Origin of the sequence: Pseudomonas sp. GR 6-02, from assembly GCF_001655615.1 — a bacterium.
Taxonomy (GTDB): Bacteria; Pseudomonadota; Gammaproteobacteria; order Pseudomonadales; family Pseudomonadaceae; genus Aquipseudomonas.
The window spans coordinates 84,466-98,241 of the sequence record NZ_CP011567.1; the positions used below are offsets into that span (position 1 = coordinate 84,466).

Genomic DNA, 13,776 nt, shown 5'->3' on the forward strand with positions numbered 1-13,776 from the left:
CCAACGGTAAGAACCGAACACCTGTGGGAGCGAACAAACTCGCTCCCACACGGTTATCTATCCGGCGGAACCTACGCCCGTCGTGGTCCGCAACCGCCCTTCAAGCCTGCGCTTCAACCCCCGCGCTTCAATCACCAACTTCGAACCCTTGGCCGCATTGGCCCGGCCCCACTCCTCCAGCAACTCAAGGCACGAGTGATCGATGTAGCTCAGGTTATTGAGCGGCACATGCACCGTCGCGCCAGCGGGAATGCTCCCCAGCACCTGGGTCAACGCCGGCACCTTCAGGAAAGTCGCCGCCCCCACCAGACGCAGTTCCATCTCGCCGTCCGCCGGTAGATCGATCAGGCTGATTTTCAGGCGCGAAGCCTTCCAGGCCAGTTTGGCCAGCGTCAGGCCAAAGCCGATCAGCACGCCCGTCAGCAGGTCGGTGAAGATGATTGCCAGTGCAGTCGCCGCATAGGTAAACATCGGCATCCGGCCATAACGGCCCAGGCCGCGAAAGGCTTTGAGGTCCACCAGTTTGAAACCGGTGTAAACCAGGACGCCCGCCAGGCTCGCCACCGGAATGCTTTGCAGCACGCTCGATAGCAGCAACACGAAAGCCAGCAACCACAGGCCATGGAACACCGTCGACAGGCGGGTGGTGGCGCCGGCTTGAACGTTGGCCGAGCTGCGCACGATTACCCCGGTCATCGGCAGCGCGCCGAGCAGGCCACACAACATGTTGCCCACACCTTGTGCCGACAATTCGCGGTCGAAGTCCGAGCGTTGACCACTGTGCATGCGATCCACGGCGGCGGCCGAGAGCAGGGTTTCGGCGCTGGCGATAAAGGCCACGGCGAAGGCGGCGATCAGCAGGGTTGGGTCAGCCAGGTTGAGCAGATCCGCCGGGCGTAGCCAATCGATGGCCTCCGCCAGGTTAGCCGGGACCTCCACACGTTTGACCTGCAAGGCGAGCGCCAGGCTGGCGATCGTTGCTAGACCGACCCCGAGCAATGCGCCGGGAACGAAACGCAGGGAATGCGGGCGGAATTTTTCCCACAGCCACATCACGGCAATGGTCGACAGCCCGAGCAAACCCGCTTGCCAGCCAAACGAAGGCAAAGCCTGAATCACTGCAGTAGGAAAGGCCGCCAGGTTATCCAGCCCTGAGGGCTTGGGCACGGCATCGAGCATTACGTGCACCTGCGACAGCACGATCAACACGCCGATGCCGGCGAGCATGCCGTACACCACAGCCGGCGCCGTGACCCGAAACCAGCAACCCAGTTTCAAACGCCCGGCTACCAATTGCAGAAAACCCGCCAGTAGCAGGATCGGCCCGAGCATGGCGATACCATGCTGGCGCACCAGTTCGAACACCAATACCGCCAGGCCTGCCGCCGGACCGCTGACTTGCAGCGGTGAACCGGCAAGCCAGCCAACTACCAGCCCACCGATGATGCCGGTGATCAGGCCTTTGGCCGGTGGCAGCCCAGAGGCGATGGCGATGCCCATGCACAAAGGCAGGGCAACCAGAAACACAACCACCGAAGCCAGCAGCTCCCGTGGCAGAACAGCTTTTAATTGAGCGGCACGCATGGTGACTCTCCCGAAGTTTTCTTCAGGCATGGCAAAGCCGGGCTGCCTGATCAGCAGCCTCGGCTAAACCACACAGGGATCTGTTGACCTGTCTCGCAAACGTTGTTGTGAGACAGGCTACGAAGAGGATTTAGAAGCGCGCTTTGGGCGTCGCCACCGGAATCGGATGGCTGCCATCGAGCGGCAGGAAACAACCCTGATCCGCGTCGTAAGCCTGGATTTCGCTGGTTTCGATGTTGTACACCCAACCATGGATAAACAGCTGACCGTTGGCCATGCGCGAGGCCACCGACGGGTGCGTGCGCAAATGTTGCAACTGAGCGATCACATTCTCTTCGGTAAGGATGTGCATGCTCTCGCTTTCATTCGAGCAATGGCAGTTGTCCTGAACCATGGTTTTCGCCACTTCCGCATGGCGCAGCCAGGCTTTGACCGTCGGCATCTTTTCCAGGCTCTGCGGGTTGAGTACTGCGCGCATGGCGCCACAGTCGGAGTGGCCGCAGATGATGATGTGCTGCACGCCGAGCGCCAGCACTGCGTATTCGATGGCTGTGGAAACACCACCGTTCATTTGCCCATAAGGCGGCACGACGTTGCCGACGTTACGGGTGACGAACAGGTCGCCGGGGGCGCTTTGGGTGATCAGCTCGGGAACAATGCGCGAATCGGCGCACGCGATGAACATCGCCCGAGGCCGCTGGGCCGTGGCGAGTTTTTTGAAGAGTTCTTCCTGCTGCGGAAAGATCTCGTGATGAAAATGCAAAAAGCCGTCAACGATATGCTGCAGCGCTGCATCGGCGGTTTCCGCCTCGGGTTGGGCTGAAGCCGACGCAGCCAAAGGCTGTTTATCCTTGTCACTCATGATTCATCCTCTTTGGCGGAGTCAGGGAATTTTCCCGTTTTGTCCGATGTGAAGCCAGTGGCTGTATAAAAAACATCCAGGTCGAAAAGCAGACCCATCAGTCACTCGATGAACAAGGTAGCGGCCGAAGCTTAACTCAAACTGAATCAAGCGCTCTAGAACGTACGTTCCAGGTCATAAGAAATATGACCAGCTGGAACGCGACGTACTTTTTTCACTACTCCACCATAGGTCCGATTGTCCTTAAATCAATGACATCTGGCGACCCGGCGGACAAAAGGCTTTGCAGTCCAGATCGAAACCTTCCCGACGGTTGAGCCCCAGGCGCTTGATGGTTTTGGCAAAACGCTGCGCCAGCAGATCGGCAAACGGTCCTTCACCGCGCATACGGGCACCAAACCGACTGTCGTAAAGCTCCCCACCACGGCTCTGGCGGATCAGGCTCAACACATGAGCTGCACGTTGAGGATAGTGGGCGGCCAGCCACTCTTCGAACAGCGGCGCCACTTCCAGCGGCAGGCGCAACATCATATAAGCCGCAGTTTGCGCTCCGGCCGCATGGGCTTCAGTCAGCAGGCTTTCGAGTTCGCTGTCGTTGATCATCGGAATCATCGGTGAACACAAGACACCCACCGGAATCCCCGCTTCACGCATTACCCGGATCGCCCGCAGTCGTGCCTTGGGCGCGGCCGTACGAGGTTCGAGGATGCGTTTGAGCTCATCGTCCAGAGTGGTGAGGCTGATCATTACCGCCACCAGTCGTTGTTCGGCGAGTTCGGCCAGCAGGTCCAGATCGCGCAGAATCAGCGAGCCCTTGGTGATGATGGTCACCGGATGGCGGTAGCGCAGCAGCACCTCAAGGATCTTGCGGGTGATTCTGTGTTCACGCTCGATCGGCTGATAAGGATCGGTGTTGGAGCCCAGGTTGATCGGCGCGCATTGATAGCCGCGTTTGGACAGTTGTTCTTCCAGCACATCGGCGGCGTTGGTCTTGGCGATCAGTCTGGTTTCGAAATCCAGACCCGGCGACATGTCCCAATAAGCGTGGCTTGGCCGCGCGTAGCAATAGATACAGCCATGCTCGCAGCCACGATAGGGATTGATCGAGCGGTCGAAGGGCAAGTCCGGCGAGTTGTTGCGGGTAATGATGGTCTTCGCCGTCTCGATGCGCACCTCGGTGCCTTGGGTGATCGGCGCTTCCTGATACCAGCCGTCATCCTCGGCCACCGAACGGTTCGGTGCGAAACGGTTGTGAGGGTTGGTGGCGGTGCCGCGACCGCGGGGTGGCAGAGGCGTGTTCATCGATAAAAACCCATTGGCTGTATGTGCATACAGTATCAAGGAGGAAAGCGACAAACCAGTGCCGTTCGGCGAGTGAACATCGGAGATTATATAAAGGAACTAACAAGACAAGTTTATGGATCAAGCGCATCGCGCAACTGTCATCACCGGAAATATATATCAAGTGGCGAAATTACAAAGGCTGTTAGTACTATCCTTGCCACACGAAGTTGTCGTGGATTATTAATTAAAAGGATTTAGTCATGTCGTTTTTCAATCAGCGTGGTATTTTTTTACAACTGTTGGCGCCCAGCATAACCAATCCTCGCGAAGCACAAGTATCGATGCAGCTTGCCCGTAAAGAGCCGGGATGGGATGCGGTAAATGAAGTGCAGACAGAGGCACTGGTCGATTCCGTCTATGTGACAGCGGTTTCCAGCGATGGTGGTCAGTCCTTCACGATCAAAACCATTAACAGCGATGTGGACGGTGATGGCGATATCGATGGTGATGACAAAGCAAAACTGCTGGCCTTGGCCAAGGCTTATTCCAGTATCGTAAATCCCTGAAGTTGATAGTTGTTGCCAGGTCTGCATGAGACTCCATGCAGGCCTGGTTTTATCGGTGTCTATTAACTCAAGGTCTTGCCGGATAGTGTCTCTCAATCAACTAGCGATGTCGGACAGTCTGACTGATCTGAATGACCACCAGCCTCGGGCATTTGCTGTTCTATTCACGATTCTTTGACAGTGCCCTCACAGGTCTTTGACTGTCCCGAGTTCAGGCTATCGATCACTTATCCACCACTTCACGGTCGCCTGAGCATGTCCCTACTGCGCCTTCTACCTGCGACGCTTCTTTTGTCGCTGGCCGCACTTTTCAACCTGACGCTGGCCCACGCTGACGACGCTGCTCTATCCCGGCCTGCGGACTGGGCTCAATCGGTGGAGGTTCAGTACAACCTCTATCAGATGTCCCCGACCCTCTATCGCAGTGCGTTGCCGGACAAGGGGGCGGTGCCGTTGCTGGAAAAACTCAAGGTCGCCACCGTCATCAACTTCCTGCCTGAACCGGACTCGAGCTGGTTGTCAAAACCCGGAATCACCCAGATACAACTGCCCTACCGCACCAATCATGTGGATGACAGTGATGTGCTCAAGGCCCTTCGCACGATTCAGAGCGCGGAGGCCAAAGGGCCTGTGCTCATGCACTGCAAACACGGCTCGGATCGCACCGGCCTGATGGCGGCGATGTACCGTGTGGTGGTGCAGGGCTGGAGTAAGGAAGATGCGCTGAGTGAAATGACTCAGGGCGGTTTTGGCGATAGCACCCACTTCAAGGACGGCATTCGCTACATGATGCAGGCCGATGTCGACAAACTTCGTACGGCGCTGGCCAATGGTGAGTGCAGCACAAGTCCGTTTGCCATGTGTTCGATGAAGAGTTGGTTCAACTCGGCCCATGTCGAGTAAGTAACACCTTCCACTGCGTTGCGCAGTGGAAGGTGTTTTTCGATACTCAGTGTTGCTCGTCAGGCTTTTTCTTCAGCTTCGGGTTCGGGAAAAACTGCACGGCCTGAACCTTGGCGTCCGGCACCTTGGGTGCCGAGGTGTTAACCCGGGTGCCCAATTCCTTGGGCACCGACAGGCCTTGTTCATTCAGCGTATCGGAATAACCGCAGGCCACACACTCGCGATGTGGAACGGTATCTTCGTTCCACATCATCAACTTGTCGGGCTCGCTGCAGGCCGGGCAGACCGCCCCGGCGATAAAGCGTTTTTTGGTAATCACAGGTCCCTCACTCATGCTGCCGCGTCCTCGGTCAGGCCGCTGTGGCGCAAGAGTGCGTCAATCGATGGCGCACGGCCACGGAAGTCGACGAACAGCACCATCGGTTCCTGGGAACCACCTCGTGCCAGGATCGCTTCGCGGAAGGCACGACCGGTCTGGGCATTGAGCACGCCGTCTTCTTCGAACTTCGAGAAGGCATCGGCCGACAATACTTCAGCCCACTTGTAGCTGTAGTAACCCGCCGCGTAGCCACCGGCGAAGATGTGGGCGAAGCTGTTGGGGAAACGGTTGTAGGCCGGTGGACGCATGACCGAAACCTCATCACGTACCCCTTCGAGCACTTGCAGCACGCTGCGGCCGTCGCCGTGAGTGGCGTGCAACTCGAAGTCGAACAGCGAGAACTCCAGTTGGCGGACCATCATCAGGCCGGACTGGAAGTTCTTCGCCGCGAGCATTTTCTCCAGCAGATCCTGAGGCAACGGTTCGCCGGTTTCGTAGTGACCGGAAATCAGTGCCAGACCTTCCGGCTCCCAGCACCAGTTTTCCATGAACTGGCTTGGCAGCTCGACCGCATCCCAGGCCACGCCGTTGATGCCGGATACGCCAGCGTGCTCGACGCGGGTCAGCAGGTGATGCAGGCCGTGACCGAATTCATGGAACAGGGTGGTCACTTCGTCGTGGGTCAGCAGGGCTGGTTTACCGCTGTCGGCCGGGGTGAAGTTGCACACCAGGTTCGCTACCGGGCTTTGCAGCACACCATTGATTGTACGGCGGTGATCGCGGGCGCCGTCCATCCAGGCACCGCCACGCTTGTTGGCGCGGGCATAGAGGTCGAAGAAGAAGCGGCCGACGTGCTGGCCGTTTTCCTTGATTTCGAACAGGCGAACGTCCGGGTGCCAGGTATCGAAGCCGTTCAGCTCGGCGATCTCGATGCCGTACAGCCGCTGGACGATGGCGAACAGCCCACCCAGAACCTTGTCGATCGGGAAGTACGCGCGAAGGGTTTCCTGGGCAACGCTGTAGCGCTGCTCACGAAGTTTTTCACCGTAGAAACCGCTGTCCCAGCTTTGCAGGTCCGGGCAACCCTGTTCGGCGGCGTAGGCCTTGAGCTGCTCCAGATCCCGGACGGCGAACGGCTTGCTGCGCTTGGCCAGGTCGCGTAGGAAGCTGAGTACCTGATCGCTGGATTCGGCCATTTTGGTCGCCAGGCTCAGCTCCGAGAAGCTGGTGAAACCCAACAGTTTTGCCAGTTCCTGACGCAGGTCGAGGATTTCTTCCATGACCGGGCCGTTATCGTTCTGACCGGCATTCGGACCTTGGTCCGACGCACGGGTGCAGTAGGCGGCGTAGACTTCTTCGCGCAGGGCGCGGTCCTGGGCGTAGGTCATCACCGCGTAGTAACTCGGGAATTCCAGGGTGATCAGCCAGCCGTCGAGGTCTTTGGCTTGCGCGGCGGCGGCCATCTGCGCCTTGGCCGAATCGGTCAGGCCAGCGAGGGCGGCTTCGTCAGTGATGTGCTTGGTCCAGGCCTGAGTGGCGTCGAGCAACTGGTTGGAGAAGCGACTGCCCAGCTCCGACAGTTTGCTCTGCACGTCGGCATAACGCTTTTGTTCGGCTTTAGGCAGGTCGATACCCGACAGGCGGAAGTCACGCAGGGCGTGCTCCAGGATGGTTTTCTGCGCCACGTCGAAACCGGCGGCCTCAGGACTGTTCGCCAGCGCTTCATAGGCCTGAAACAGTTCACGGTTCTGGCCCAGCTCGGTGGCGTAGGTGCTCAGGGCCGGCAGGCAGGACTCGTAAGCCTCGCGCAACTCAGCGCTGTTGCACACGGCATTGAGGTGGCTGACCGGGCTCCAGGCGGCGCCCAGACGATCGTTGAGTTCGTCCATCGCCAGCACCAGGCCGGCCCAGGTCGGTTGTTTGGCCTGGGTCTTGAGGATTTCGACAATGGCGGCGCGGTTGTCAGCCAGGATTTTTTCAATGGCCGGTTGCACGTGTTCGGCACGGATCGCCGAGAACGGCGGCAGGTCGTAGGACTGCAGAAGAGGGTTGTTCACGCTCACGGTTGGCACCTTGGCTGGAAAACATGCGGGAAGAAACATGCGCCCATCTTAATTACAATCGACGTTCACCGCAGCTATCGGCAACAGAGAGAAACCCTATCGTGACCCTTCGCAAGTATCAGAACTACACGCCGCTGCTGGGCAAAGGCGCTTTTGTCGACGGCTCGGCAGTGGTGATCGGCGACGTCGAAATCGGCGAAGACAGCTCCGTCTGGCCGCTGACGGTGATCCGCGGCGACATGCATCGCATCCGGATCGGTGCGCGCACCAGCGTGCAGGACGGCTGCGTGTTGCACATCACCCATGCAGGGCCATTCAACCCCGATGGCTTTCCGTTACTGATCGGCGACGATGTGACCATCGCGCATAAAGTCATGCTTCATGGTTGCGCCGTGGGCAACCGGATTCTGATCGGCATGGGCAGCATCGTCATGGACGGTGCGGTGGTCGAGGACGATGTGATCATCGGCGCCGGTAGCCTGGTGCCACCGGGTAAGCGCCTGGAAAGCGGTTTCCTTTATGTCGGGAGCCCGGTGAAACAGATCCGGCCGCTGACGGACAAGGAAAAAGCCTTTTTCACCTACAGTGCAGCGAATTACGTGAAGCTCAAGGACCTGCATCTGGCCGAAGGCTACGACCAGCTCTAAGCCGCTTGATAACGGAAAGCGTCTCGCTATTGCTCAGGAATTTCCATGCATTACCAAACCGTACTGTTCGACCTCGATGGCACGCTGACCGACCCGCGCGAAGGCATCACCCGCTCCATCCAGTTCGCCCTGAGCAAACTGGGTATCGATGAACCGGACCTGACCAGGCTCGAACATTTCATTGGCCCGCCATTGTTGCAGGCGTTCATGCAGTTCTATGACTTCGACGAACCCAAGGCCTGGGAGGCAGTGAACTTCTATCGTGAACGCTTCAAGGTCACCGGCCTGTATGAAAACCGCGTGTTCGACGGCGTCACGCCTCTACTGGAAACCCTCGGTGGCCAAGGGCGGCAGCTGTACATCGCGACCTCCAAGCCATGGGTTTTCGCCCGGGAAATTGCCCGGCACTTCGACTTCGCCAAGCATTTCAAGATGATTTATGGCAGTGAGCTGGATGGCACGCGGACCAACAAGGTCGAGCTGATTGCACACTTGATGACCGAAGAGGGTCTCGACCCGGCCAATACGCTGATGATCGGCGACCGTAAGCACGACCTGATCGGTGCCCGCAGCAATGGGCTGGACGCGGCAGCGGTGGGTTATGGGTTTGGCAGCCGGGAAGAGTTGAGCGCCGAAGCACCGGCGTATCACTTCGAGACGCTGGATGAGTTGCATCAGGCGTTTTTGCATCGCTGATCAAATCCCTTCGCGGGCAAGTCCGCGAAGGTGCCCGTTCAGCCACCGGAATTCGCTGATCCTGCCAACGCCCTCAACGCCGCCTTGCGCTCCCCAACCGGCAACGTGCCTACCTTCTCCACTGCCGCATAAAACCTCACCCAATCACCATCGACCTGCCTGAACAGTGTGGTAAACGCTGGCACCCACTGGTCATACAAACCAAACGGCAGTAATCGGGCGTTGTTCATCGGGGCGTTGATCCATGCATCGTAGCGATTGTTGCCAGCCCATTGGCTGTCACGCAGGGTCCTGTACTCACGGCGCAATTGTTCGAACTCGGCCGCTTTTCGCTCACGCATTTGGTCGGCCGGCAGCGGTAGGGCGTAAAGCCGTTCAAGCCGGGTGCGGGTGTCCAGAATCAATTGGATGAACTGGTCGCGTTGGCGTACCAACGCTCCATTATCCGGCGGCATGTCTCGGAATGCGCGCCATTGGCGAGTGCCTTCCTGTTCGACGAACGTGGCGAAGGACTCGTTGAACTCGGTGTCGTCTTTCACATAAAAACGTTGGTGCGCGAGTTCGTGGAATATCAGCGTCGCCAACCGCTCGTCGCCCCACGCCATCATCGAGCTAATAATCGGATCGTTGAACCAACCGAGCGTCGAATAGGCCTCGACGCCGCCGATCGACACGTCCATACCTTGCAGGCGTTGCAAGGCGGCCTCACCGCGAGCAGCGCTCTGACTGTAAAAACCGCGATAAGCGACGCAGCCGGCGACGGGGAAGCAATGGTTCTGCGGCTTCAGCGAAAACTCCGGCGTGGCGAAGACATTCCAGACTACAAACGGTCGGCCGATGTCGGCGTACAAGCGGTAGCTCTGGTTGTCCGGCAGATGCAGGTATTGGCTGGCGAACGTTCGGGCCTTTTGTGACTGGGCCAGGTGCGCACGCAATTGCCGATCGCGGTCGGGGTCGGCAATCACATTGGCAATCGGCTCCCGGGCCCGCAGCAAGTGCAGCTGACCACTGGCCAATTGGCCGTAATAGCTGACGCTCGCGCAGCCATTGAGCGACAAAAGAAAAACACCCGGAAACAAAATGCGTAAAACGCGATCAAGTAACCCAAGGCTTGGACGCGGCCTGATCAAAATAAAAAAATTCCTGGAAAGTCTGCCCGCAAGACTATCCCGCCTATTGGAGCTCCGCTATGCGCAAATTGATGCTGACGGGAGGCCTGCTGATGCTGGCCGGCTGTGCCGGATTGCCCACCCCTGATCCTTCGCAGGCCTGGATCGATCTTGATCCATTACAACAAGACGCCGCGCTGCAAGCGCTGAAAGTCGATGACAAGGCGTCCATCGATAAGCGCTACTTCCAGGTGCAGCCCGGCAGCCATGAGCTGAAGGTTCGCTATTTGTTCGCGGTCCAGCCAACCAACATTGGCCCCGATGCCGAGCCGTTGTGGCGCGACTGCCAGTTGAATGTGAAATTCAAGGACTTCAACGCCGGGCAGCGGTATCAGCTGCAAGCGGGGAATATCGGCTTTCGGCCGTGGGCAAAGCTTTATGATCAGCAGCGAAAAGTGATTGGGCAGGGTAAGCCAGCGGGCTGCCAACGCACCTGATCGGCGCTATGCTGAATGATCAGTCCTTGGGATATTCATCATGCGCAGGTTGTTGCTGTTGCTCGCTGCAGGTGCCTTTGTCGGCTGCACGAGTCCGTTGCCGGCGGTCAATCCGCAGATGGCCTGGGTCGACTTTGCTACGCCAGTTCCCGGTGGGAAACTGCTGATGGCCGATCGTTTGGACAACCAGCGGTTGAGCGATGGCCGTTACTTTCAGGTCACCCCGGGTAGTCATGAGCTCAGGGTACGTTTTGACTTTGAAGTGTTTGGCGGAGGACCGGGGTTGCTGAACACTCCTCTGGAGCGAATATGCTACCTGACCATCAATTACGACCATTTCGAGGCCGGCCAGCGTTATCTGTTGGAGGCTCGCTCCATAGCGTTCAGCCCCAGCGCCCGGCTGTATAACGCCAAGCGGGAGATTGTCGCCGAAGATCGCGAGAGCTACTGCCTCATGTGAGGCGAATCAACGGTCATTTTTTTGGTAGATGATTTTCTTCGTGCCGCCGTCGCACGTGCCGACCACCATATTCTGATCGTGCACTTCGTCGTTGGTGACGATTTCCAGGGTGTAGGACGAGACGTTATTGGCCTGGATCTTGGCTTCGATCTCAGCCTTAAGTTCCTCACACGATTTGGTTACCGCGAGAGCCGATGTGGCCAGCGTGCAACAAATAACCGCCAAGGCAAAACGTTTCATGGTTGAAGCTCCCTTGAGGCAGCGCGCACGGTGATGCGCTAAAGCTGCTGTCATTTATTCGACCACAATTACGCCAGCCATGTTTTGTTCCAACGCAAAAAAAGATCGCAGCTTTCGACAGCGCCTACCGATCAATCAATAATCCAGGCGCTGCCGACGGCTGCGATCTTTTATCGGTTTAGCTGACCAACGTCGCATCCAGGCTGATTTTCGCATTCAGCACCTTGGACACCGGGCAGCCCTCTTTGGCCTTGTTGCTCAATTCCTCGAATTGCGCCTGGGTCGCCCCAGGGATTTTCGCCTTGAGGATCAGTTTCACTGCGGTGATTGCAAAGCCGCCGTCCACCTGGTCCAGAGTGACTTCGGCATTGGTGTCGATGCTGTCGGCCTTGAGGCCGGCATCGCCGAGAATCATTGAAAATGCCATGGAGAAACAACCCGCGTGGGCCGCACCGATCAACTCTTCCGGATTGGTGCCTTTACCGCCTTCGAAACGGGCCTTGAAGCCGTAAGGGGCTTCTCTGAGTACGCCGGTTTCCGTGGAGATTGAGCCGATGCCAGTTTTCAGGTCACCTTCCCAATGAGCCGATGCTTTCTTTGTGATAGCCATGTCTGCCTCCTCAAGATCCGGCGCGAAACGTCGCGCCTTCGTGGTTTTCGGTTACCAGGGTTCTGAGGATAGACCGTCAGGCAAAGTTCATCTCATCTGATCAGTCCTCTAATTGCACAGGAATTTTGTCTCTCCTATTGAAACTCGGGTATATGCCCTCATTGCAGAGAACACGCTTACAGACTCGGCAGGTTTTCGTTGGGAAAAACCTGCTTACCCATTGGAGAAGCAGGTTTATGAAACGACTGTCTGAGATCAAGTTTTCGACCCTCGATCTGGTGCCCGTGCGCGAGAACGGCAGTGCGGCCCAGTCTCTGCGCAATTCCCTGGACCTGGCCCAGCACGTCGAAAAATTCGGCTACAACCGCTTTTGGGTCGCCGAACACCACAATATGGACGGGATAGCCAGTTCGGCGACCTCGGTCCTGCTGGGCTATCTGGCCGGTGGCACTTCGACTATTCGTGTCGGTTCGGGGGGCGTGATGTTGCCCAACCATGCGCCGCTGGTGATCGCCGAGCAGTTCGGCACCCTTGAAAGCCTGTATCCAGGCCGGATCGACCTGGGCCTGGGGCGCGCGCCCGGCTCCGATCAAATGACCGCCCGCGCCTTGCGTCGCGAGCGTTCCGGCAGCGCCGACGATTTCCCGGAAGACGTGGCCGAGTTGATGCGCTACCTCGGCCCACGCACGCCGGATCAGCGGATCATTGCCATGCCGGGTACCGGCACCAATGTCCCGGTCTGGTTGTTGGGGTCGAGCCTGTTCAGTGCGCAGCTGGCCGGTGAGCGCGGATTGCCCTACGCCTTCGCTTCACATTTCGCACCGCGCTTCATGCATGAAGCGATTCGCGTCTACCGCAACCACTTCAAGCCATCAGCGGTGTTGGATAAGCCTTACGTGATGCTCGGTGTGCCGCTGGTGGCGGCAGACACCGACGAGCAGGCCGATTACCTGGCCACTTCGGTGTACCAGCGGATTCTTGCGTTGATGCGTGGCCAGAGCCTGGTGCAACGCCCACCCGTGAAGACCATGGACGGCCTGTGGCTGCCCCATGAGAAAGAAGCGGTCGGTGATTTCCTGGGGCTGGCGATGGTCGGCAGCCCGCAGAAAATCCGCGCCAAGCTTGAGGTGCTGATCGAACAGACCCAGGCGGATGAACTGATTTTCACCTGTGACCTGTATGAACATGCCGATCGCGTGCACTCCTATGAACTGTTGGCGCAGGTCATGAAGGGCTGACACGGCATCCACAAAAAGCCGACGCCATGGCGTCGGCTTTTCGTTATTGAGGGAAGTCAGCCCTGTTTGTAAACGATTACCTTGGAGCCCTTCTCGCATTTCCCGACGACTTTTCCACCGGCAGCAGTGCCTTTGTCGACGATCTCCAGCGTGTAATTGGAAACACCCTTGGCGTCCAGTTTTGCAGCAATTTCGGCTTTCAGCTCTTCACACGACTTGACCTGGGCAAAGGCTGTTCCCGCAAGGCTCAACAAACCTACCGCCAGAATAAACTTCTTCATGGGTTGCACTCCTTGGTCGGATCAATAGAGGGAGGGCATCCAGCTACCGGATGCGCTCATTCTGTAGCGCTTTGCTGTTTCCTATGGCATTCAGTCGTCGCGCAAGTTCAGACGGCTGGCTCAAACTCAGCTGCTGGCAATCCGGAACCCGACTTTGAGTGTCACCTGGAAGTGTGCAGCTTTGCCGTCTTTGATATGCCCGCGAGTTTCGGTCACTTCAAACCATTCCATGTACTTGAGGCTTTTGTTGGCTTCGGCCAAGGCATTGTTGATGGCGTCTTCAATGCTGCTGGTGGACGAGCCAACCAGTTCGACTTTCTTGTAGGTGTGATGGTCAGACATGGCGTTCTCCTTGAGGTGTGAAATACAGCCTAGCAGTGATTTTTCTTATTTCTTCTGTCGACCAATCCGTAGTGA

At 57.9% G+C, this 13,776-nt stretch carries 17 protein-coding genes; 7 read left to right on the forward strand and 10 right to left on the reverse strand.

Annotation, left to right across the window (positions count from 1 at the left end; all coding sequences use genetic code 11):
• Positions 1 to 57 precede the first annotated feature (57 nt).
• From PGR6_RS00395 to PGR6_RS00405, 3 genes are all read right to left on the reverse strand, one after another.
• On the reverse strand, positions 58 to 1,584 hold the full coding sequence (locus PGR6_RS00395) for a SulP family inorganic anion transporter (RefSeq protein WP_064615682.1): 1,527 nt from the start codon (positions 1,582 to 1,584) through the stop codon (positions 58 to 60).
• Between the two features lie 130 nt (positions 1,585 to 1,714).
• On the reverse strand, positions 1,715 to 2,446 hold the full coding sequence (locus PGR6_RS00400; RefSeq protein WP_018927254.1) for a carbonic anhydrase: 732 nt from the start codon (positions 2,444 to 2,446) through the stop codon (positions 1,715 to 1,717).
• A gap of 243 nt (positions 2,447 to 2,689) precedes the next feature.
• Positions 2,690 to 3,748: a PA0069 family radical SAM protein gene (locus PGR6_RS00405; protein ID WP_064615687.1), complete on the reverse strand. Its 1,059-nt coding sequence runs from the start codon at positions 3,746 to 3,748 to the stop codon at positions 2,690 to 2,692.
• Positions 3,749 to 3,990: 242 nt separating this feature from the next.
• Here PGR6_RS00405 and PGR6_RS00410 point away from each other — a divergent pair, with 242 nt between their 5' ends.
• Complete coding sequence (locus PGR6_RS00410) at positions 3,991 to 4,296, forward strand: hypothetical protein (RefSeq protein ID WP_064615689.1); 306 nt, start codon at positions 3,991 to 3,993, stop codon at positions 4,294 to 4,296.
• A 255-nt stretch (positions 4,297 to 4,551) separates the two neighbouring features.
• Complete coding sequence (locus PGR6_RS00415; RefSeq protein WP_064615691.1) at positions 4,552 to 5,199, forward strand: dual specificity protein phosphatase family protein; 648 nt, start codon at positions 4,552 to 4,554, stop codon at positions 5,197 to 5,199.
• 46 nt (positions 5,200 to 5,245) lie between these two features.
• Here the strand turns inward: PGR6_RS00415 and PGR6_RS00420 are convergent, their stop codons facing one another.
• Positions 5,246 to 5,533: a YheV family putative zinc ribbon protein gene (locus PGR6_RS00420; protein WP_064615693.1), complete on the reverse strand. Its 288-nt coding sequence runs from the start codon at positions 5,531 to 5,533 to the stop codon at positions 5,246 to 5,248.
• Positions 5,530 to 7,581 carry an oligopeptidase A gene (prlC, locus tag PGR6_RS00425; RefSeq protein ID WP_064615695.1) on the reverse strand — a complete coding sequence of 684 codons (2,052 nt, stop codon included), beginning with the start codon at positions 7,579 to 7,581 and terminating at the stop codon, positions 5,530 to 5,532. The genes PGR6_RS00420 and prlC overlap by 4 nt, the downstream gene beginning before the upstream one ends.
• A 101-nt stretch (positions 7,582 to 7,682) precedes the next feature.
• On the opposite strand from prlC, the gene PGR6_RS00430 reads away from it, so the two are divergent.
• Both PGR6_RS00430 and PGR6_RS00435 read left to right on the forward strand, forming a co-directional pair.
• Positions 7,683 to 8,228 (forward strand): gamma carbonic anhydrase family protein, encoded by a 546-nt coding sequence (locus tag PGR6_RS00430; protein WP_007940736.1) that lies wholly within the window; start codon positions 7,683 to 7,685, stop codon positions 8,226 to 8,228.
• Positions 8,229 to 8,273: 45 nt separating this feature from the next.
• On the forward strand, positions 8,274 to 8,924 hold the full coding sequence (locus PGR6_RS00435) for an HAD family hydrolase (protein ID WP_064615697.1): 651 nt from the start codon (positions 8,274 to 8,276) through the stop codon (positions 8,922 to 8,924).
• A 38-nt stretch (positions 8,925 to 8,962) separates the two neighbouring features.
• On the opposite strand, the gene PGR6_RS00440 is transcribed toward PGR6_RS00435, so the two are convergent.
• Positions 8,963 to 10,054 (reverse strand): aminopeptidase, encoded by a 1,092-nt coding sequence (locus tag PGR6_RS00440; protein ID WP_064615699.1) that lies wholly within the window; start codon positions 10,052 to 10,054, stop codon positions 8,963 to 8,965.
• 59 nt (positions 10,055 to 10,113) lie between these two features.
• Here PGR6_RS00440 and PGR6_RS00445 point away from each other — a divergent pair, with 59 nt between their 5' ends.
• Together PGR6_RS00445 and PGR6_RS00450 are read left to right on the forward strand one after the other, a co-directional pair.
• Positions 10,114 to 10,530, forward strand: a complete 417-nt coding sequence (locus PGR6_RS00445; protein WP_018927245.1) for a PA0061/PA0062 family lipoprotein — start codon at positions 10,114 to 10,116, stop codon at positions 10,528 to 10,530.
• A 40-nt stretch (positions 10,531 to 10,570) separates the two neighbouring features.
• Positions 10,571 to 10,990 (forward strand): PA0061/PA0062 family lipoprotein, encoded by a 420-nt coding sequence (locus tag PGR6_RS00450; protein ID WP_064615701.1) that lies wholly within the window; start codon positions 10,571 to 10,573, stop codon positions 10,988 to 10,990.
• Positions 10,991 to 10,996: 6 nt separating this feature from the next.
• On the opposite strand, the gene PGR6_RS00455 is transcribed toward PGR6_RS00450, so the two are convergent.
• The gene (locus PGR6_RS00455; RefSeq protein ID WP_018927243.1) at positions 10,997 to 11,230 is read right to left on the reverse strand and encodes a DUF1161 domain-containing protein; all 234 of its coding nucleotides are present in this window, start codon (positions 11,228 to 11,230) and stop codon (positions 10,997 to 10,999) included.
• A gap of 178 nt (positions 11,231 to 11,408) precedes the next feature.
• Entirely contained in the window at positions 11,409 to 11,840 is a 432-nt protein-coding gene (locus PGR6_RS00460; RefSeq protein ID WP_008152515.1) for an OsmC family protein, read from the reverse strand.
• Positions 11,841 to 12,076: 236 nt separating this feature from the next.
• Between PGR6_RS00460 and PGR6_RS00465 the strand changes: the two genes are divergently transcribed.
• Entirely contained in the window at positions 12,077 to 13,078 is a 1,002-nt protein-coding gene (locus PGR6_RS00465) for an LLM class flavin-dependent oxidoreductase (RefSeq protein WP_064615703.1), read from the forward strand.
• A gap of 56 nt (positions 13,079 to 13,134) precedes the next feature.
• Here PGR6_RS00465 and PGR6_RS00470 read toward each other — a convergent pair whose 3' ends face one another.
• Positions 13,135 to 13,359, reverse strand: a complete 225-nt coding sequence (locus PGR6_RS00470) for a DUF1161 domain-containing protein (RefSeq protein WP_018927241.1) — start codon at positions 13,357 to 13,359, stop codon at positions 13,135 to 13,137.
• Between the two features lie 126 nt (positions 13,360 to 13,485).
• Positions 13,486 to 13,701 carry a dodecin gene (locus PGR6_RS00475; protein ID WP_018927240.1) on the reverse strand — a complete coding sequence of 72 codons (216 nt, stop codon included), beginning with the start codon at positions 13,699 to 13,701 and terminating at the stop codon, positions 13,486 to 13,488.
• Positions 13,702 to 13,776: the final 75 nt, after the last annotated feature.